This window comes from Chitinophaga sp., from assembly GCF_035564935.1.
Taxonomy (GTDB): Bacteria; Bacteroidota; Bacteroidia; order Chitinophagales; family Chitinophagaceae; genus Chitinophaga.
On sequence record NZ_DATMTE010000317.1, the window covers coordinates 1 to 20309 of the forward strand.

Consider the following 20309-nt stretch of genomic DNA (forward strand, 5'->3'; position numbering starts at 1 on the left):
TTACCCGGTTTACCAGCCGAATATCTGGTCCAGTTTATCATTCAGTATCGTCTGTTGTTTTGGAATAGGACGATAGTAATACTGGGGATCTTTAAAGGTGCGGCCGGCGCGGTCGGCGGTAAATTTAATATGGCCGTTGGCGCCGTTTTCGAGATAGAAATTATTCTCCCCGGTTTTATCGGTAAGGTAGAAACGTAACAATTTTGCCCTTACATCGGCGGGCAGCCCCGCAATGGAAGAGGTATCTGTAAGGTTGGGGAGGATAGCGATATCCGCAACGTTATCTCCCGTCATATCAATACCACCGAGTGCGGGCACATACATGCCCTGTGGCGCATCTTGCAGGCGTGCGCCGGCTTTCCAGCGGTTAACGTCTTTGAGACGTAATCCTTCGCAGGCCAGTTCCACTCTTCTTTCGCGGCGTATTTCCAGCAGTACGCCTTTATTGGCGCCGCTTACCGGGTAAGCTGCATTCAGTACCGGGTCTACATTTCCATTGGCAGTAGCGAGGTTGAGGTCCGGCATCTGCACCCGGCGGCGGAGCAGGTTTACAGATACGTCCAGGTCGCCTTGTGTGAGGGTTCCCAGTTCTGCTTTTGCTTCAGCGAAGGTGAGCAGTATTTCTGCGTAACGGTATACGGGCAGGGCGGTGTAGTTCAGATCCCATCCCTGGCGTTGTTTCGGATCGCGGGGATAGAACTTCAGCTGATCGTAGGCGCCGAGGTTAGGCTTGGCAATGTAAATGTTGTTGTCCTGCGTGGTAGAGAAGCCGGGATATGCAACGGTTTCGGCTAAACGCGGATCACGGTTTTTGAATGTGGCGGTGAAGCCAATTTTATCATAGCCGGGCTGTGAAGTGAATGGGGTGCCATCTTTCATCAGGTAGCTGTATACAAGGCCCTGGCTGAGCGACCAGGTCCAGCCGAGTACGGTGTGGGAGTTATTTCCTTTACCAAGACTTTGCGGATAGTCTCTCCACTGGATGATTTCCTTGTTGCCGTTTAATGAAAGACTGCAAAACAAAGCGCGGTAGTCTTCCCCACCTTTCCCGGTGTTGTAAATAACATAGCGGCCGCTGTTCATTACTTCCTGTGCTGCTGATGCGGCTTTCTGCAGGAAGGCGTCTGCCGTGTTGGCGAGCTTAATTTCATCGTGGTATTTTCTGAATGTTCCTTCGAAGAGGCAGAAGCGTGACATAAGGGCAAGGGCAGCGTATTTATTTACGCGGGTGCCGTTGTCTTTATCATCTACCTTAATATTATCCACGGCAAACTGCAGGTCGGCCAGCACAGAATCAGCCACTGCAGCACGCGGATCACGGCCTTTGTAAAGGTCGGGATCTACATCCGTTAACGCATGACCATACCAGGGAACATCGGAATAAGTAGCTATCTTCTCAAAATAAAATCTTGCACGGAAATAACGGGCAATACCGATGTAGTGGTTAATGTCGGCAGCATCACCTTTTGCTTTGCCGGCGTTATCGAGCAGGAAGTTGATGTTGCGTAATTTGTTCCAGTCGTCCCAACCGCCAACGGTATTTTCATCGAGGGTGTTATGCACCAGTTTATCCATTTCACTGCCGGTGTTGCCGGAAACGTTATCGGAGTTGTTATCATCATAGGGCGCTGAAAGATTATCATCGTACAGGCCATTAATGTAGGTGTTCAGGTCCTGTGGTGAATTGAAGTAAGCGTCCGGGGATATTTCCGTTTGCGGGTCGCGTTGCAGGAAGTCCTTGTTACAGGAAACTGCCGCACAGCCCAGTATGATGAGTGATAAATAAAGCCTTTTCTTTTTCATGTTCCGTAGTTTGAATAAATTAAAAGTTCAGGTTTAAACCGAACGAGTATGTTTTCTGGTAAGGATACACAGAACCGTCCAGTCCTTCCGGGTCGATATTCGCTTTCAGGTGAGAGATGGTAAAGATGTTTTCTGCGCTGAAATAAACGCGGAAGCGGTTTATCCTATATTTCTCTGTGATGGACTTTGGAATGGTATACCCGATGGAAACATTTTTCAGGCGGGTATACGCTGCATTCTGCAGGTATCTTGTTTGTGGTGCGCCCAGTTCGCTGGCATCTTCCGCGATGTATGATTTCAGGCGGGGGAAGTAGCCGTTAGGTGTTTCCGGTGTCCAGCGATCGAGGTTATGTACCTGTACGTTTGTCCACGGTTGCGCATATACGCCCCAGAAATAGTGATTGCCTGGATTAGGGTACCAGTCTCTTTTCCCGATGCCCTGGATCAGTGCGCGGAAATCGAATCCTTTGTAGGAGGCAGTGAGATCGATGCTGTAAGGGAAGCGCGGCATATTGTTGCCAATGATCTTCCTGTCGCCGGGATTGCTTACAGTGTTATCACCATAATCCACGGAGCCGTCGCCGTTGAGATCCCTGAATTTCAGATCGCCTACATAGAACTGGTATTGCTGGTCGTCGGAACCTACTTTAGATTGATTGGCGTGTGATTTCAGTTCATTTTCATTCTGGAAAAAGCCTTCTGTAACGAGGCCCCAGATATCGCCTATTTCCTGTCCCTGGTAGTAGTTGCGGTTTTCCAGTGATCCTGCGTCGTAGTTGGCGAGCGTACCGGTGGGGTTGGTGTAGCGGGTAATGAAGGAGCGGCTGTCGGCCACCAGTAATTTCACGCCGTATCCGAAATCGTTGTTACCGATCTTAAACTGATCGCGCCAGTAGAGGGTCATTTCCCATCCGCGTGTTTTCAGGTCGGCAGAATTTGTCCTGGGTGACGGGGCGCCGTATACGTTGGGCAGTTCCTGGCTTTTGGCAAACATGCCGTTGGTATAACGGGTGTAGCGATCGTAGCTGAAAAATAGTCTTTCTTTCAGCATGCTGAAATCGATACCACCGTTCACGGTTTTCACGGACTGCCAGGTGTAGGTGGCGGTAACCGGTGTGGGTGCAAATACGCCAATGGGCAGTTGTCCGTTGAGCACGGAGTTGATGTTGCCGGCAGTCATGAGGGGCATGTAGCCATAGGCCTTCCATTGCTGATCGCCCAGGGAGCCATAGGAGCCGCGGAGTTTCAGCAAGTCAACGCCTTTAACGCCACTGAAGAATTTTTCTTTGGAGATCACCCATGCTGCGGAGGCAGAGGGGAAGAAGCCCCAGCGGTTATCGGCGCGGAAGCGCGATGAGCCGTCGTTACGGCCGTTTACCTCCACGATGTATTTGTCGTCGAAGGTATAGTTCAGGCGATAGAAGATACCTCTTACTGCCCAGTCTTCAATAGTTTGTTTTTCCGTGATATTCCCGGTAGCCAGCTGTGGAGTGGGGTATTGTGTACTGATGAGTCCCTGCCGGCTTACATTGAACATATTAGTGTAATGGTATTCCTGGTTAAACCCGGCGAGTGCACCTACTGCATGTTTTTTATTAAATGTTTTATGGAAGTCGGTATAAACGTTATACACATTATACTTCACCTCATAGGTATTGTTGCTGGCAGACGACTGGTTGCCGTTGGTATATTGGGTAGGCTGATCCGGCCCGGTGCTGTAGGAAACAGGCAGGGTGTAGGCGTTGCCTACATCATTTCCACGACGGAAAGTAGCGTCTCCTTTCAACGTCCATACATCTTTAACGAGGTTCACTTCTGCATTGAGCGTGGTCATAAATTCACTCCAGGTATCTGCAGAACGGCCGCCGCTCTGGAGGTTGCCGAGCAATGCTGCGCCGTCTGAAGTCCAGGTACCGTCCGGGTTGCGGGGTACAGATAAAGAAGGCGTGCGGTTGGCATTATGGAAGAATAAATAATCGGTTGTGCTGGCAGGTTGTGAATAAGTGGTATTGGTGTACATGGTGTTGCTACCAATTTTCACACGGTCGTTGATCGTATAGGTGGCCTTTGCACGCATGTTATAGCGTGTGTACTGGTCCGGGTTGTAGCGGAGCATGCCATCCTGTTTGTAATAATCCCCCGAGAAGTAGTAGTTCAGTTTTTCATCGCCGCGGGAGATGCTGAAATTGGCATTATAGGCGGGTGCTGTTTTCTGGTATACTTCATGGAGCCAGTCGGTAGATCCGTAGTAAGCGTATTTTGTTTTATCGGTAGGGCTTACGATTACTCTTGGTAAAGAGGGGTCCTGGGCCAGTTTTTCCGCATAGGCCCTGTCGGCCGCGGGGTACAGATCATACAGCGGTGTGGCTGCATCATGCTTATACTGCATGGTGGTGAGCGGGTCTGTAATGATTTTTGGTACCAGTCCTAATGTGCGCACGGCGTAATTGGCATTGGCGTTCATGACGAGGCGGCCGTCTTTACCTGATTTGGTAGTAATGAGCACAACGCCGAAGGCGGCGCGTGCGCCATAAATGGCGGCGGCAGCGGCGTCTTTCAGGGTGGTTACGCTTTCTACATCGGCGGCGTTGAGGCGCGATACTTCTTCACTGGTGAAGGGGATGTTATCTACCAGGATGAAGGGATCGCCGCCGTTGATGGAGGTCACCCCACGCAGGTTAAATTTTGGTGCGGAAGATACGCGGCCGTTGTCGTTGGTGATGTTCAGGTTAGGCAATAATCCCTGGAGGCCGTTGCCGATATTGGCAATGGGGCGGCTTTCCAGTTCTTTACCGGAAATAGCGTCTACGGCGCCGCTCAGGTTAGCTCTTTTCTGTTTGCCGTAACCTACTACCACTACTTCATTCAGGCCGCTGGAATTGGCTTTCAGGGCAATATTAAAAACAGCGCCCTCGCGTGCTTTCATCTGCTGGGCTTCATAGCCTACATAGGAAAATTCGATGGTGGCGCTTTCGGGTACTGCCAGGGTGAAACGGCCGTCGGTATCCGTTTTGGCGCCCTGCGTGGTACCTTTTACCAGTACAGTAACACCTATGAGCGGATTGCCTGCTTCGTCGGTTACCCGTCCTTTTATGTGAACGTCCTGAACGGTTTCGCCTGCTTCCAGGATCACTACCAGGTTATCTTTCATGATCTTATACCCCAGCGATGTACCGGCGAGCGCTTTGTCAAGCACCTCCGCTACGGGAGCATCTTTCATAGAGATGGAGATCTTCCTGTCGGGGATGCTGGCATTTTTGTACAGGAAAGTGTAATCACTCTTCTGTCCTATGACATTCAGCAGCTTACCAATGTTAATATTGTGATAATTAACACTGATCCGTTCCTGAGAAAACCCATGCGCACTTAGTTGCAGGAACCCGGCGCAAAGCAATACGGAGGTTAGTTTCATACGCAATAATAGTTTCCTCATATTCCGCTGGGGAATATTGGAAGGCCACCAATAGCTTTTTTTCATAAATTTGTTTCGTTAGGTTAAATAATCAGCCGTTACCGGATCGTAAGGAAATCGGTTTACATTGTTTAGCCAGCATTTCAGAAAGGGGAATGTTGCTGCATTTCCCTTTTTTCATTTGCTGTCTGCCATAAAAAAAATTAATGGACTACCAGGCCATAGATGGCGTTTGGATGTTGTGTTTTACCATATGTAAATAACATTTTCTTTCGTGTTCACTTCATAATGAAAGCCCGACATCAGTTGTAATGCCTGCAATACATCTTCAATATTTTGTTTCCGGAATGCGCCTGTGAATACTTCCTGTTTGTATTTATCATTTTTAAAACGCAGGGTTACATTGAACCAGCGTTCCAGGTCGTGCGATAATTCTTCAAAAGTTACATTGTCAAAGTCGAAGCGGTCGTTGACCCAGGCGGTAGCCGGTTTTTCTGTTGTTGTGCTGTTGCCGGTAATGGTAATTGTTTTTACCGGCGTAATGCTGAAGTTGGCTTTTCTGTTTACAGGTGTTTGTATATTTTCTTTTGTGCCGATGATTAATTTTTGTTCCGGTTGCAGCTGCACGGTTTTCCTTTCCCCGGCATTACTGTTATCGGGGAAATCTACTTCCACTTTTCCGCTGAGTAAGGTTGTTTCCACGGTAGCGTCTTCTGCATAGGCTTTTACGTTGAATACGGTGCCTAATACCCTGACATTTACTTTACCGGACCGGATGATAAAAGGATGTGCCGGATCATGTTTTACGTCGAAATAGGCTTCGCCGGTAAGACTCACCTCGCGTTCACCATTCAGAAAGCGGGTGGCATCGTATTGCAGGCGGCTGCACGCGTTGAGTATTACGCTGGTGCCATCCGGCAGTACTACGCTTGTTTTGGAACCGGTTTTGGTAACCACTTCATTACGGAAAGCCTGTTTATGCGGCATGGCCGGCCACAGGGCGTACGTAGTAATGAAAATAGCAACGCCGGCAGCAATACCGCTGATCATCCGCCAGGGAATCAGCCGTTTGACAGGAGGAGGCTCCTGTTCCTGTTGCAGGAACAGGTTCATACGATCCATCCCTTCACTGGCCAGCTGTTCTTCTTCTGCGGCAGAAAATCCATTGGTACTGTTCACGGAACTGATATCACCGATAATGGTAAAAGCATATTGCAGTTCCGGAAACTGCATCAACAGTATTTCCAGCTCTTTCAATTCCTCCGTGGTGGCCTCTCCGGATATTTTCCTGGCCATCAATATATTTACCCGGTTGCGCTCAATCATTTATTTTTTGTCCGTGTTATACCAGAAGGACGAAAAGAAAATAAAAAACCCCCAAAGGCGGAGAAAAAAAAATTCTTACCCGGAAAACGGTGCAGATACTACTACTTTGTGTCAAGAAAATACCAGCGTCAGAAATAACTTGCGGGATAATTTATTTTGTTAACTTTAGCGTAATCTGCGTTATATATTATTGCAACCAATATCAGCGGCTTAAAAAGGGATGGATCAGTGTACAATCAATGAATTATTCAGGAACATCACGGTGAACAATGACCAGGCAGCCTTTAAAGCTTTCTATCATCATTTCTTCATCAAACTGTTACGTTTTTCCTTTTCGCTTACCCGTTCCAAAGAGGTAGCGGAAGAAATTACGAACGATGTTTTTATGCATTGCTGGCAAAAAAGGCAATCACTGGCGGACATAAAAAATCCGCAGGTATACCTGTTTGTGGTGGCGAAGAATAAAGCGATTGATTATATGCGGAAACAGGCCAGTTCCCGGAAGGTAGTTTTTGCGGAAGAAGATAAACTGGAAATTGCTTTTGAAAGCAATCCGGAGCAGCTGATGATTTCCGCGGAAATGATCCGGAAAATGGAATATACCATTGAACAGCTTCCTCCCAAATGCAAAATGGTATATATCCTTGTAAAGCAATATGACCTTCGTTATAAAGAGGTAGCCACCATTTTGAACCTCTCGGTTAAAACGGTGGAAAACCAGCTGGCTATTGCCATGAAACGGCTAACGGCTGCCGTGAACTTCACATTAGAGAAAGCGTGATCAGGGTATTACTTTCATCTTCTTAAAATTTTCAAAGATTTCCAGGAACATTGTTTCCGTATCCACAAACTCCCCGAAGCCGGCGCGGCGGGCTTTACTGCCATCGGCAAAAAAGTCGTAATCCCACGAAAAAACAAAGTCGCCGAACTTCCACGACGATACTTCCGCATAGCTGTATTGCAACCCGTATTTTTCCATCATGCTATTCCACAGCGGTGCTTTATCGGCCATTACAATGTCCAGCTGCATAGGCAGGGGCGCAGCTGTTTCCATGCCGAAATACGCTGCTATACGAGGCCAGAGGTCCGACCAGCGGAAGAGATCGCCGTTGTTGATATTAAAGGCCTCATTGGTACCGGCGGGACTTTCTGCCGCCCACAGGGTTGCTTTGGCCAGCAGGCCGGCATCTGTCATTTCCATGAGTGTATCATAGGCGCCGGGTTTCCCGGGAAAGCGGAGCGGTAATCCCAGCTCTTTTGAAATAGCGGCGTATACGGCAATCACCATCGCAAGGTTCATGGGGTTACCCAGGGCAAAGCCGCCTACCACCGATGGCCGGATGGCGGACCAGGACCAGGGCTTACCCTGTTGAAACGCTTCCAGGAAACGTTGTTGTTCCATATTGAACTCCGGCGGCATAAAGCGGCCGGCATCCGTTTCGCGTGCGGGTGTTTTAAACGGGCCGAGATGGGCGCCATATACTTTATATCCCTGCATAAGACTGATGTGCTGCAGGTTGGCAGCAACAGGGGCTACTACCTCTACCACGTTGCGGAGCATGGTCATATTGGGCGCCACCAGTTCGGCCCAGCTGCCGCGGTCCTGGTAGGCGGCATAAAATATATGCGTTACCGTAGTAAGTTTGCCCAGCTGCTGCTCGCTGTTTTCCCGGCTCAGGAGATCTACTGCGATGTGTTTTACCTTTGCGGTGTCCGTGCCACCTCTCCTGGATAGCCCGATGATCTCCCAGTTGTTTTGCGTAAGCAGGTAGTTAATGAGATTGCGTCCTATTACGCCCTGTGCGCCTGCTATGAGGGCTACTTTCTTATTATTATGCTGTTCCATCACTGTGTTGTATTTTTAACAGTACAAAGATCAGCCCCCGTTGCTTACTGTTACTTGTACATCGGCGGGGTTCATTGGTATATTTTAAAGAATGAAGAGATATATACAACACGAATACCTGAAAGTGTCGCACTTTACTACCGGTGAGTGGGAGCACCCGGTGCATAACCACAATCATTTTGAACTGATCTTTATTCATAAGGGCAGCGGCACGCATTGTATTTCGGGGATGAATATTCCGTATACCGGTCCCTGTTTGTTTTTGCTGGCGCCCTGCGATGCACATCATTTTGAGATGAAGGCGCCTACTACCTTTACCTTTATCAAATTCACCAATGTATACCTGCATGGCAGTGGTAATATGCGGTTGCAGCAAAGCTGGAACCAGGAGCTGGATCAGCTGCTGCAGCAGGCGCGGCAGAAAAGGATGATCACGGAAGGTATTCACCGCATGGAGCCGCTGATCCGGCTGGTGGCGGCGGAGTGGAAGGAAAGCAGCGATACTGCTTTCTTTTTGCTGCAGGCATTGTTTACCATGATCAGGCAGGCAGCGGATCATGAACTGCCGGACATGGGCCCCAAAGAGGGTGCAAGGGTAACGCATATCCTGAACTATATCCATGAACATATTCACCAGGCTGGCGATATACAGGTGGAGCAACTGGCGGAGCTGTTCGGGTTTTCCAGACATTACCTGGGCGCTTTTTTTAAAGAGCAAACCGGTAGTACATTACGGGATTATGTGAACCAGTACAAGTTACAGCTACTGGAAAACAGGTTGCATTACAGTGTTTTTTCATTGAAAGAGATCAGTCATGAATTGGGATTTAACGATCAGAGTCATCTGAATAAATTTTTCAGGAGATACCATCCTGTGAGTCCTTCCGCTTACCGCGAACAGGTACAGGCCGGCAGGTAATTTCAATATTTCATCCCTATTGAAAAAGGAAGTATATTCGGGTTTGCACATATATAACCTATAGAACTGTCAATTATGGAACATCTGCTTACCGTTGACTCGCTGATAAGCCTGTTAACGCTAACTACCCTGGAAATTGTGTTGGGGATCGATAACATTGTATTTATTTCTATCCTGGCAGGGAAACTGCCGGAAAACAAACAAAAGAAAGCCCGCCGTCTTGGGCTCGGGCTGGCCATGTTTGTACGCATTTTATTGCTGTTGTCTATCAGCTGGATCATGTCGCTTACAAGGCCGCTTTTTAATATGGGAGAATGGGTAGGTATACAAAATGCCGAATGGCTGGAGAAGCTGGCTATTTCCGGTCGCGACCTGATTTTACTGATAGGAGGCTTGTTCCTTATTTATAAAAGTACTGCAGAGATCCATGAAAAGCTGGAAGGGGGAGAACATGCGGCGGCTAATGCCAAACCTATGCAATTCGGGCAGGTAATTGTGCAGATCCTCCTGCTGGATATTGTGTTTTCACTGGATTCCGTGATCACGGCCGTAGGTATGGCGGATCATGTGGAGATCATGATCATTGCGGTAGTGCTGGCCGTTGGCGTAATGTTGCTGGCATCGGAATCTATCAGCCGTTTTGTGAATAACCATCCTACGGTGAAGATGCTGGCTTTATCATTCCTGTTGCTGATAGGCGTTTCACTGATCGCCGAAAGCTTCGATCAGCACATTCCGAAAGGTTATATTTATTTCGCTATGGCCTTCTCCGTATTCATTGAAGTGCTGAACCTGAAGGTAAGATCCCGTACGGAGAAACCGGTGAAACTGCGCAATGAAGCAGAAATGCCTGAAAAGAAATAATAAGTTGATCATCTTCCAAAAAAAATAATAACGGGAAAGGGTATACGTTTATGAACGTATACTGCTTTCCCGGACAATCAATTTCCCGGGAAGTATAATTTCTTCAGGGATAAAATTCTTCTTCCTGATATGATTCAGTAGCAGCTGGCAGCTTTTCTTTCCTATCTCAAAGGCCGGTTCAGCAATAGTAGATAAGGAGGGGGAGATGATAGCAGACATAGGATCGTTCGTAAAACCGATCACGCCCACTTCTTTCCCTACCGCAATATTCTTTTTCTTCAGCGTAACAATGGCGCCTACCGCCTTACGGTCGTTTACAGCAAATACCGCGTCTGGTTTATCGTTCAGCTTCCATAGTTTTTCCATATCGTTTTCGCCGCATTCCTGTGTAAACCCCGAATGGATGATCCATTTTTTGCGGATGGGCATTCCGTGCCTGCTCAACGCATCAAGATAGCCCTTGAGACGGCTGTCGGTAAAGGTGAGTCCTTCCGGGCCTGCAATGTGCGCTATTTTTTTATAGCCATTGGCAATGAGATGCGTGGTAGCTTCAAAAGCGCCGTTATAATCGTCCTGCATCACTTTGGAGGTACGGATATCAGCGGCTACGCGGTCGAAGAACACAACGGGGATACCGTCGTCGATGATCTCCTGGAAGTGATCGCAGGAGCCGGCCTGCGAGGAAACCGATACCAGCAGGCCATCCAGGCTGCTGAAGGAAAGATTGCGGATAATATTCAGTTCCCGGTCGGCGTCATCATTTGTCACATATAAAATGATATTATAATTATGGCTGTAAGCTATTTCCTGGATACCGGTAAACACGGTGGAGAAATAGTAATTGGTGATCCCCGGCAGTATCACCGCCAGGTTGTGCGTACTGTTCTTTACCAGGCCGGTGGCATTGAAGTTGGGTTTGTAGTTCAGCTTCATAGCCATATCCAGCACCAGTTTGCGGGTGTCTGCACTTACGTCATACGTATCCCGTAACGCCCTTGAAACGGTGGATACAGAGATATTTAATGCATGAGCAATGTCTTTTATGGTAGCATAGTGTCGGCGCATTCTTCTTACAGGTCTGTGGTTGGAATACTTAAATATAATGAATCCACCGGTAACGTTCTCGGTGAATTTTCTTTATAAAGGAATCATCAGGTGTATTTTGGGTTTACAATTACCAACCGGGATCCATTAAAAATTCGTAGTGTATGAGAAGCTGTATGAACCAAAAGCCACACCTGTATTTTCTTATTATGCTAATTGCCTTGCCATGGCGGTTATCCGCACAGGATCAATTGTCACTGAAGGGCGTAGTACACGACGCTGCCTCCAAAGCGCCGCTTCCCGGCGTAAGCGTAAGTGTAAAGGGCACCACCCGCGGTGTGAGCACTGATGCCGAAGGAAAATACGCCATTTCCGCGGCTGCCGGCGCAATGCTGGTTTTTACCTATATAGGGTATGATAAAAAAGAAATTCCTGTATCTGCGCAAACAACTATTGATGTGGCGCTGCAGCAAAGTGCCACAGGCTTAAATGAAGTGGTGGTAACTGCATTGGGTATAGAGCGTAAAACCCGCTCCCTGGGCTATGCCACGCAACAGCTGGACAATGCCACTATTAACACGGTGAAAGATCCCGGCGGCAACATCATGAATACCCTGAGCGGTAAAGTGGCCGGCGCAGTGGTAACCCCGGCAGCTTCCGGCCCCGGCGGCGCCGTGAGAGTGGTATTGCGGGGTAACCGCTCTATCAGCGGTAACAACAATGCGCTGATCGTAGTAGATGGGGTGCCGATAGACAATACAATGTCCACCGAAAAAAACGGGGGCGGTTCCGCCAATACCATCGGTACACAGCCTAAAAGCATCAGCAGCGGCTACTCCGGCAGCGATGGCGCGGCCAGCGTAAACCCACAGGACGTGGAATCGGTGAACGTGCTGAAAGGCCCCGCAGCCGCAGCTTTATACGGTAGCCGCGCGGCCAACGGCGCTATTATCATTACCACCAAAAGCGGTAAAAGCGGCAAGCTGGCGGTAAATTATAACGGCGGTGTATCGCTGGATCAGCCCAATATGCTGATGAAGTTCCAGAACACCTATGGCAGCGGCAGCAAAGGCCAGGCAGGCAACCGTGCACCGGCCAGCTGGGGAGCGCCCGCGCAAACCTACTCCGATAACGTGAGAAGCTTTTTCAACACCGGAACAACAGTGAATAATTCTGTCGATATTTCCGGCGGCAACGATAAACTGCGTGGTTACGCGTCTTATACCAATAATGCCATCAGTGGTATTATCCCGAAGAACAGAATGGAAAGGAATACGCTGAACCTCCGCGTTGCCGCGGAAGTATTGCCCCGCTTAACAACCGATGTAAAACTCACTTACATCAGCCAGGACATCAAAAACAAGCCACGCCTGGGCGACCAGGGCGTAGCCAACGAAGCCTACCTGATGCCGCGCGACCTCAGCAAAGATTCGCTGAAGCATTTTGAAGGGATGGATGCCACCGGGCAACCTTATCCCATTTACTGGACCAACTCCACCACTTTTCAAAACCCTTACTGGGACGTATACCGCAACATGGTGGATGAATCGAGGAACCGTATCATGCTGATGGGATCGGCCAAATACCGGCTTACCGACTGGCTCAGTTTACAGGGCCGGTACAGCCTTGACCGTTACGACGACAAGATCACCGCTTCCTATTACAATGGCACCGTGGCTTTCCCGGTGCAACCGGGCGGCCGTTACCTGGAGGCATATGTGAATCACTGGGAACGGAATATGGACCTGTTACTGTCTGGCACCAACAAGTTATCCGGCGATTTTCATGTAAGCTATAACCTGGGCGGAAGTATCCTCACCAGCAAAGGATACAATTCGCAGGCGCTGGCAGATGGGTTAAGCATTCCTAATCATTTTAACCTCATGTTTGCCACTGCACCCGCTACTACCAATACCACCGTGCAGAAAGAGATACAATCCGTATACGGCAGCGCCCAGCTGGATTTCAGACAATACCTGTACCTGGATGTAAGTGCGCGGAACGACTGGTCATCTACCCTGCCAAGGCCGTATAGCTATTTTTATCCCTCTGTAGGCTTGTCTGCCGTAATATCCGATATGTGGAAGATGCCTTCCTGGATTACGTTTGGCAAGGTGCGCGCGGCATATACGCAGGTGGGTAATGATGCCGATCCGTACATGCTGCTGCAGGCATACTACTACAGCGTGGGTGCCGGCGGCGGCTTTGTATCAAGAGACAATACCAAATCCATTTATAACCTGAAGCCCGAGCAAACAAAGTCGTGGGAAGCAGGATTAGAGTGGAAGTTCTTTGACGGCAGATTGGCACTGGATGCTACCGTGTATAAGAACAATACCATCAACCAGCTCCTGAATGTTGGATTGCCGCAGGCCAGCGGTTTTGATGATCAGTATATCAATGCCGGCAATATCGAGAATAAAGGTCTTGAAATTATGCTGAGTGGTACACCCATTCAGCGGAAAGATTTCACCTGGAACACCGGTGTGAACTTTGCCACCAACAGCAACAAGGTATTATACCTGGCCGAAGGCGTAGACCAGATCAATCTTTCCCCTGCTACCAACTTCGCCACTTTGCAGGCAAAGGTAGGAGGTAAGTATGGAGATATGTACGGTTATGCGTGGCAGAAGGATCCGAAAACGGGAGAGTACCTTATTGGTACAGACGGTTTACCGGTAGTAGCGCAGAATCAGTATCTCGGCAATTTTAACCCCCGCTTCACCCTGGGTTGGAACAACCAGCTGCAGTATAAAAAGTTCAGTATGTCGTTCCTCATTGATGGTCGTGTAGGCGGTATCGTTATATCAGGTACAGATGCACTGCTGGCTTCCTATGGAGTAGCAGACTATACTGCGCAATACAGGGGCGGAGGACTGGTATTGCCCGGTGTGCTGGCAGATGGCAACGCCAACACCAAGGCAATTGATGCAGAAGATTTCTGGACAAAAGTATCGCAGGGCGGCCGCGACGCATGGGGACAATTCTTTGCTTTCAGCGCCACCAATTTCCGTTTAAGGGAATTATCATTTGGATATGATTTTGATTTCGACCAGAAGCTGGTAAAACGTGCGCGCTTGTCTTTAACAGCACGTAACCTGTTTTTCCTGTACCGGGGCAAGTCGATACTGGATATACCGGGCATGGGTAAACGTAAATTACCAATTGATCCGGAATCAGCACTGGGTACCAGTAATTACCAGGGTATTGAGGCAGGTTTACCGCCTGCAGTGCGCAGTTTTGGCCTGAACCTGAATGTATCCTTTTAGTCGACAAAAAAAACACAGCCATGAACAAGCAATTAAAATATATACTTCCGCTGGCGCTGACGGTGATGCTGGGCAGCTGTACAAAGAACTTCGATTCCATGAACGTGGATCCCAGCGGGTTAACCGGGGTAGGTAAAAGTGAGTTGCCTTTTATGTTTGCAAAGGCGGAATCATCAGCCGGTGTTAACCAGGGATATTATCAAACCGTGCAGAACCTGTATGCAGATCTATACGCGCAATACTTTGCGCTGAACACTAATAGTTTTCAGACCGATCGTTATGTGATCAATGATGGCTGGCTACCGCGCCCGGGTATCATTGCCTATGTGCAAACGGTACCGCAGCTACGCACCATTTTTGAGAACACAGAAGAAACTTCCGGTGAGTATGCACTGGCGGAAATCATGTGGGTATATGCATTTCACCACCTGACGGATTATTTCGGCCCGGTAGCTTATTTTGATGCCGGGAAAGCCCAGGATGTGATACCGTATGATGCCCAGGATAAAATTTATGACGACTTTTTCAAAAGACTGGATCATGCCGTAAAAAATCTTAAGGCTACCAGCGCTACCAATATTTTTGGTGCTAATGACCTGATATATGCCGGGGATGTACAACAATGGATCCGCTTTGCCAATACGCTGCGTTTACGGCTGGCGCTGCGCATTTCAAAAGTGCAGCCTGAACGTGCCAAACAGGAGGCAGAAGCCGCAGTGGTAGCCGGCGTAATGACGGAAGCAGCCCACACCGCCATGATGCAGAAATCATTGAACGGCGGCGACGGCAACGGGCTGGCAAGGGTGGCTTCCTATAATGAGTTTAGCATGAGTGCTACCATGGCATCTTATATGAAAGGCTACAACGACCCGAGGATGGATGTTTTTTACCAGCCTGCCGTAAATGGAGGTACCTTCAGGGGCGTGCGCAACGGATCGCCGGCGGTATCACTGAACAACCCATTGAACCAGGCGCCGCAAACTTCCAATGCGGGTACTTACTGGGCTACCTATAACCCGCTGAACCTTTCATGGCTGCCGGCACTGGAAGCGCCTAAACATGTAATGATGGCTGCCGAGGCTTATTTCCTGCGGGCAGAAGGCGCTTTAAATGGCTGGAATATGGGTGGAACGGCGCAAGCCCTGTACGAAAAGGGTATTGCAGTAAGTATGGAGAACTGGGGTGTGAAAGATGCAGCTGTTATCAGCGCCTATACAAATTCTACCGCCGTACCGGTAGCCCCGGGCGATGTGGAAAATTCTGCCGCCGTAGCCAATATACCGGTTAAATTTGGTACAGGGCTGAATATACAGCGCCAGCAGGTAGGCACGCAGAAATGGCTGGCTATTTACCCCGATGGACTGGAAGCATGGGCCGAGTATCGCCGCAGCGGTTACCCCGTGATGTACCCGGTGGTAAAATCGGATAACCCTGATTTGCCGGCCGGCACTTTTATCAAACGGTTGCCTTATCCTTCTTCTGAAGCAATCAATAACGGGGAAGAACTGAAGAAAGGTATCCAGTTACTGGGCGGCCCTGATAATGCTGCTACCCGCCTGTGGTGGGATGTAGATTGATGTATCATTAAACGCAATTATACTTGAAGACGTTAGTTTCATTTTTCATGGTGTTGTTCTCACTGTTCTATGCTCCGCAGGGGCCGTTGCCGAAAGTTTTTTCCGGGGAAAGAACTGATATCATCCAGCAACAGCTGAAACAACAAGCGGCTACAGCGTTTCAGGCGCAGGTGCTGCCTGCGTCGGAACAGGAATGGACACAACGGCGCCGGCAACTGAAGGCCGCCATTCTGCAGTCGACCGGCGCCGTTGAACACCACGCATTACCCTTGCAAATAAAAGAAACGGGACGTACGCAACTAACGGGATACCATATACGGAATATCCTGTTCCAGACAAGGCCGGGAGTATTTGCTACGGCTAACCTGTATGTACCCGATGGCAAAGGTCCGTTCCCGGCAGTGATTAACATGCATGGCCACTGGAAAGATGCCCGCATGGGAGAAATGGTGCAGGCCACCGCTCACAGCCTGGCATTAAACGGCTACGTGTGCCTGAACATTGATGCCTGGGGCGCAGGAGAAAGAACTACTGACGATGGCGTAACGGAATATCATGGCGCTAACCTGGGGGCTTCACTGATGAATACCGGCAACACGCTGCTGGGCATGCAGCTCACCGATAACATGCGTGGGGTAGACCTGCTATGCAGTATGCCGGAAGTGGACAAAGAACGTATAGGCGCTACCGGGGCCAGCGGCGGTGGAAATCAAACCATGTGGCTGTCGGCCATGGACGAGCGTATTAAAGCTGCGGTGCCGGTGGTGAGTGTAGGTACATTTGAATCTTACATCATGAACAGCAACTGCGTATGCGAACTGGTACCCGATGGGCTTACCTATACGGAAGAATCAGGGATACTAGCCATGGTAGCGCCCCGTGCGCTGAAAATATGCAATGCACTGAATGATGCAAGCAAATCATTTTATCCTTCGGAAATGCTGCGCAGTTATAAAAATGCAGCCCCCGTTTATGAAGCATTACACGCCGGTGATAAGCTCAGTTACCAGCTGTTTAACACTGTGCATGGTTACTGGCCCGAAATAAGGGAAACCATGATAGGCTGGATGGACCTGCAGCTGAAACATGTGGGCACCGGTGCACCCAAAAAGGAGCCTGCTTTCAGTTTGCTGCCTCCTGCACAGCTGCTCACTTTTCCCAATGGAGGGCGCGACAGCAGCGTAACAACCACGGCAACCTGGTGCAGCCGGCAGGGTCAATTGTTACATGAAACATTGTTACATGAAAAAATTGATGGCGATGCCAAACGCAAATCGCTTCGCCAACTGTTACGCATAAACGAAAACAGGATATTGAAACAGGTGCATACTTACCCACCACAGGATGGATGGGAGCGTATTGCACTGGAAACAACAGATGGCTCACTGATCCCTTTGCTGTTGCGGGCGCCCCGCAACAAAAACAAAGAGTATGTAGTAGTAACACATCCCGGGGGAAAGGATAGTGTGCCTGCTGCATTGATCACTGAGCTAACAACTGCAGGTAAAGGCATTGTGCTGGCGGATCTCTGGGGCTGTGGGGAGCAGGGTTCTGCGGCCGCTGCTGCCACAGATGGTAGTTTGCCGCCATACCACACACTGGCACGCTCAGCTTTATGGCTGGGTTCCACGGTGCAGGGCATGTGGGTAAGCGATCTGCAGATCATTACAGACTATTTGAAAATGGCAAATAGTGATGGCCGTATAGTGCTTAACGGTACCAGGGAGGCTGGCGTGGCCTCCCTGTTTTTTACCGCGCTGGGAGGAAAAGTGAACGGGGTAGTACTGGATGGCAGCCCATTGAGCTACCGCTTTGACGGGCGTGCGGGTGTTGACTATTTCACGATGGCGGTACATGTGCCTGGTTTGCTGGTATGGGGAGATATTTCGCTGGCAGCGGCGCTGAGTGGAAAGGATATCGTATTCAGGAATCCGGTTACGATGTCGGGGCGAACTGTGAGCGGCACAGCCTTACAGGCGCAGCAGGAAGAGTTTTCCCTGTTAAGGAAGCGCTGTAAGCAACCAGGACAAACCATTTTTCAGTAACGAAGAAAATACACCTTTATGAATAATAAACGCAGAGACTTTTTAAAGCTGCTCGGACTGGCAGGCGTTGGCGTCGGGGGCAGTACATTGATTCCCGGCTATGCCGCGGCCCAGGAAAAACAGGGCAAGGCGCTGGACCAGATCCGTAAACAGGCTGGCCGCAAGTACAAGCAGCAATTTAATATGAGCGGTTATGCCGCGCCTAAAATTGATACGGTACGGATAGGCTACATTGGTCTTGGTAACCGTGGTTCCGCCGCCGTAGAACGCATTACCTATATACAGGGCATAGAGGTTAAAGCACTCTGCGATATCAGGCCTGAAATGATTGCCGCCACCAAAGAGCGGATCAAAAACTCCGGTTATCAGCCGCATGAATATACAGGTTCGGCAGATGCATGGAAGCAGCTGTGCGAGCGGGACGATATTGACCTGGTGTACATCGCCACACCATGGGATCTGCACACGCCCATTGCGGTATATGCCATGCTGCACGGCAAGCATGTAGCTACAGAAATTCCGGCTGCTATTACCATTGAACAATGCTGGCAACTGGTAGAAACTTCCGAGAAAACAAAGAAACATTGTGTGCTGCTGGAAAACTGCTGCTACGATTTCTTTGAACTGCTTACGCTGAATATGGCCCGGCAGGGCTTCTTCGGGGAGCTGGTGCATTGTGAAGGCGCTTACATACACGATATTTTTGACAGCCTTTTTGATAAAAGCAAGCGTTACGACATGTGGAGGTTCAAGCAAAACGCACACCGCAACGGTAACCTGTATCCTACGCATGGACTGGGGCCTGTATGCCAGGTGCTGGACGTGAACCGGGGCGATAGCATGGAATACCTGGTATCTATGGAAAGCAATGATTTTATGCTGCATAACAAAACGGCCGAACTGGCGGCTACCGACGATTTTTTCAAGCCTTATGTGAATGCGCATTTCCGTGGTAATATGAACACTACCACTATCCGCACAAGAAAGGGCCGCACCATTATGTTGCAGCACGATGTAAGCTCTCCCCGCGTTTATTCCCGCCTGCACCTCGTGAGCGGCACAAAAGCCACCGCCCAGAAATACCCGCTGGAACCGAGAATCGCGGTGAGCCATGAAGGATGGTTAAGCCCTGAAGAATTTAAAAAGCTGGAAGAAAAATATACACCTGCCCTTATTAAAAAGTTAGGCGAGCTGGCTAAACAGGTAGGTGGTCACGGTGGAATGGACTTTTTAATGGACTGGCGCCTGATCGATTGTTTACGCAATGGTTTACCGGTAGATATTGACGTGTATGATGCCGCCGCATGGAGCGCCATCGGGCCGCTGAGTGAATGGTCGGTTGCCAACCGTTCCGCTTCCATCGATATTCCGGACTTTACCAATGGCGCCTGGCAACATAACAAGCCGGTAGATATTTCCCTGCAGCAGGGTGGTAGTACCGGGGTAAAAAGAAAAAAGAAATCATCTCCTGAAAAATAAAATCGCAATGAAAGTAATCCGATCCAAAGACCCGCAAACATTAGGCACTGCAGCCGGTAATGCTGCAGTGGCATTGATTAAGACTGCCATCGCAGAAAAAGGCAGCGCCAATATTATACTGGCCACCGGAACCAGCCAGTTTGAAACGATCCGGCAATTGATTGATAGTGATATTGACTGGGGAAAAGTAAATATGTTTCACCTGGATGAATATATCGGCTTGCCGGTAACCCATCCGGCCAGTTTCCGGAAGTACCTGAAAGAACGTTTCCTCGATAAAGTAGCGCCGCTGAAATCGGTATGCCTTATCAGCGGGGAAGGGGATCCGGAGGCCGAATGTAGCCGGATCAGCGCTCTTATACAGGCCCATCCCATTGATGTAGCTTTAGTAGGGATAGGGGAGAACGGGCATCTGGCTTTTAATGATCCCCCGGCGGATTTTAACACAACGAAACCGTATCTTGTAGTAAATCTCGATACCGCCTGCCGGCAACAACAAATGAATGAAGGTTGGTTCAGTGCCGTTTCAGAAGTGCCTTTACAGGCCATCAGTATGTCGGTACACCAGATCATGCTGTCGGAACATATCATTTGCTCCGTGCCCGGCGAGCGCAAAGCACAGGCGGTAAAAGACAGCCTGGAGCAGCCTGTAAGCAATTTGTTTCCCGCCAGTATTTTACAAACACATGCAAACTGTGTATTTTACCTGGATGAGGCATCTGCCG

Annotated in this window: 13 protein-coding genes; 8 read left to right on the forward strand and 5 right to left on the reverse strand. The window is 49.3% G+C overall.

Annotated features, from left to right (window positions below):
• Positions 1 to 9: 9 nt before the first annotated feature.
• The 3 genes from VN105_RS08470 to VN105_RS08480 all read right to left on the reverse strand — a co-directional run bounded on the left by VN105_RS08470 (position 10) and on the right by VN105_RS08480 (position 6511).
• The gene (locus VN105_RS08470) at positions 10 to 1803 is read right to left on the reverse strand and encodes a RagB/SusD family nutrient uptake outer membrane protein (RefSeq protein ID WP_325639825.1); all 1794 of its coding nucleotides are present in this window, start codon (positions 1801 to 1803) and stop codon (positions 10 to 12) included.
• A 19-nt stretch (positions 1804 to 1822) separates the two neighbouring features.
• On the reverse strand, positions 1823 to 5281 hold the full coding sequence (locus tag VN105_RS08475; protein WP_325639827.1) for a SusC/RagA family TonB-linked outer membrane protein: 3459 nt from the start codon (positions 5279 to 5281) through the stop codon (positions 1823 to 1825).
• A 180-nt stretch (positions 5282 to 5461) separates the two neighbouring features.
• Entirely contained in the window at positions 5462 to 6511 is a 1050-nt protein-coding gene (locus tag VN105_RS08480) for a FecR family protein (RefSeq protein WP_325639829.1), read from the reverse strand.
• 250 nt (positions 6512 to 6761) lie between these two features.
• On the opposite strand from VN105_RS08480, the gene VN105_RS08485 reads away from it, so the two are divergent.
• Positions 6762 to 7322: an RNA polymerase sigma-70 factor gene (locus VN105_RS08485; RefSeq protein WP_325639831.1), complete on the forward strand. Its 561-nt coding sequence runs from the start codon at positions 6762 to 6764 to the stop codon at positions 7320 to 7322.
• On the opposite strand, the gene VN105_RS08490 is transcribed toward VN105_RS08485, so the two are convergent.
• On the reverse strand, positions 7323 to 8387 hold the full coding sequence (locus VN105_RS08490; RefSeq protein ID WP_325639833.1) for an SDR family oxidoreductase: 1065 nt from the start codon (positions 8385 to 8387) through the stop codon (positions 7323 to 7325).
• Between the two features lie 91 nt (positions 8388 to 8478).
• On the opposite strand from VN105_RS08490, the gene VN105_RS08495 reads away from it, so the two are divergent.
• Together VN105_RS08495 and VN105_RS08500 are read left to right on the forward strand one after the other, a co-directional pair.
• The gene (locus tag VN105_RS08495) at positions 8479 to 9306 is read left to right on the forward strand and encodes an AraC family transcriptional regulator (RefSeq protein ID WP_325639835.1); all 828 of its coding nucleotides are present in this window, start codon (positions 8479 to 8481) and stop codon (positions 9304 to 9306) included.
• Between the two features lie 75 nt (positions 9307 to 9381).
• Positions 9382 to 10170 (forward strand): TerC family protein, encoded by a 789-nt coding sequence (locus VN105_RS08500; protein WP_325639837.1) that lies wholly within the window; start codon positions 9382 to 9384, stop codon positions 10168 to 10170.
• 48 nt (positions 10171 to 10218) lie between these two features.
• Here the strand turns inward: VN105_RS08500 and VN105_RS08505 are convergent, their stop codons facing one another.
• Entirely contained in the window at positions 10219 to 11235 is a 1017-nt protein-coding gene (locus VN105_RS08505) for a LacI family DNA-binding transcriptional regulator (RefSeq protein ID WP_325639839.1), read from the reverse strand.
• 143 nt (positions 11236 to 11378) lie between these two features.
• Between VN105_RS08505 and VN105_RS08510 the strand changes: the two genes are divergently transcribed.
• The 5 genes from VN105_RS08510 to VN105_RS08530 all read left to right on the forward strand — a co-directional run.
• Positions 11379 to 14483: a SusC/RagA family TonB-linked outer membrane protein gene (locus tag VN105_RS08510; protein WP_325639841.1), complete on the forward strand. Its 3105-nt coding sequence runs from the start codon at positions 11379 to 11381 to the stop codon at positions 14481 to 14483.
• A gap of 20 nt (positions 14484 to 14503) precedes the next feature.
• Positions 14504 to 16060 carry a SusD/RagB family nutrient-binding outer membrane lipoprotein gene (locus tag VN105_RS08515; protein ID WP_325639843.1) on the forward strand — a complete coding sequence of 519 codons (1557 nt, stop codon included), beginning with the start codon at positions 14504 to 14506 and terminating at the stop codon, positions 16058 to 16060.
• A gap of 23 nt (positions 16061 to 16083) precedes the next feature.
• A complete protein-coding gene (locus VN105_RS08520; RefSeq protein WP_325639845.1) occupies positions 16084 to 18105 on the forward strand; it encodes an alpha/beta hydrolase family protein in 2022 nt (673 codons plus the stop codon).
• Positions 18106 to 18123: 18 nt separating this feature from the next.
• On the forward strand, positions 18124 to 19584 hold the full coding sequence (locus VN105_RS08525) for a Gfo/Idh/MocA family protein (protein WP_325639847.1): 1461 nt from the start codon (positions 18124 to 18126) through the stop codon (positions 19582 to 19584).
• Positions 19585 to 19591: 7 nt separating this feature from the next.
• The coding region (locus tag VN105_RS08530) for a glucosamine-6-phosphate deaminase (protein ID WP_325639849.1) at positions 19592 to 20309 on the forward strand (718 nt) is incomplete at its 3' end.

Bases quoted from the DNA above. Each gene is read 5' to 3' on its own strand.
- VN105_RS08470 (WP_325639825.1), bottom strand. From the start codon at position 1,803: ATGAAAAAGAAAAGGCTTTATTTATCACTCATCATACTGGGCTGTGCG.
- VN105_RS08475 (WP_325639827.1), bottom strand. From the start codon at position 5,281: ATGAAAAAAAGCTATTGGTGGCCTTCCAATATTCCCCAGCGGAATATG.
- VN105_RS08480 (WP_325639829.1), bottom strand. From the start codon at position 6,511: ATGGCCAGGAAAATATCCGGAGAGGCCACCACGGAGGAATTGAAAGAG.
- VN105_RS08485 (WP_325639831.1), top strand. From the start codon at position 6,762: ATGGATCAGTGTACAATCAATGAATTATTCAGGAACATCACGGTGAAC.
- VN105_RS08490 (WP_325639833.1), bottom strand. From the start codon at position 8,387: ATGGAACAGCATAATAATAAGAAAGTAGCCCTCATAGCAGGCGCACAG.
- VN105_RS08495 (WP_325639835.1), top strand. From the start codon at position 8,479: ATGAAGAGATATATACAACACGAATACCTGAAAGTGTCGCACTTTACT.
- VN105_RS08500 (WP_325639837.1), top strand. From the start codon at position 9,382: ATGGAACATCTGCTTACCGTTGACTCGCTGATAAGCCTGTTAACGCTA.
- VN105_RS08505 (WP_325639839.1), bottom strand. From the start codon at position 11,235: ATGCGCCGACACTATGCTACCATAAAAGACATTGCTCATGCATTAAAT.
- VN105_RS08510 (WP_325639841.1), top strand. From the start codon at position 11,379: ATGAGAAGCTGTATGAACCAAAAGCCACACCTGTATTTTCTTATTATG.
- VN105_RS08515 (WP_325639843.1), top strand. From the start codon at position 14,504: ATGAACAAGCAATTAAAATATATACTTCCGCTGGCGCTGACGGTGATG.
- VN105_RS08525 (WP_325639847.1), top strand. From the start codon at position 18,124: ATGAATAATAAACGCAGAGACTTTTTAAAGCTGCTCGGACTGGCAGGC.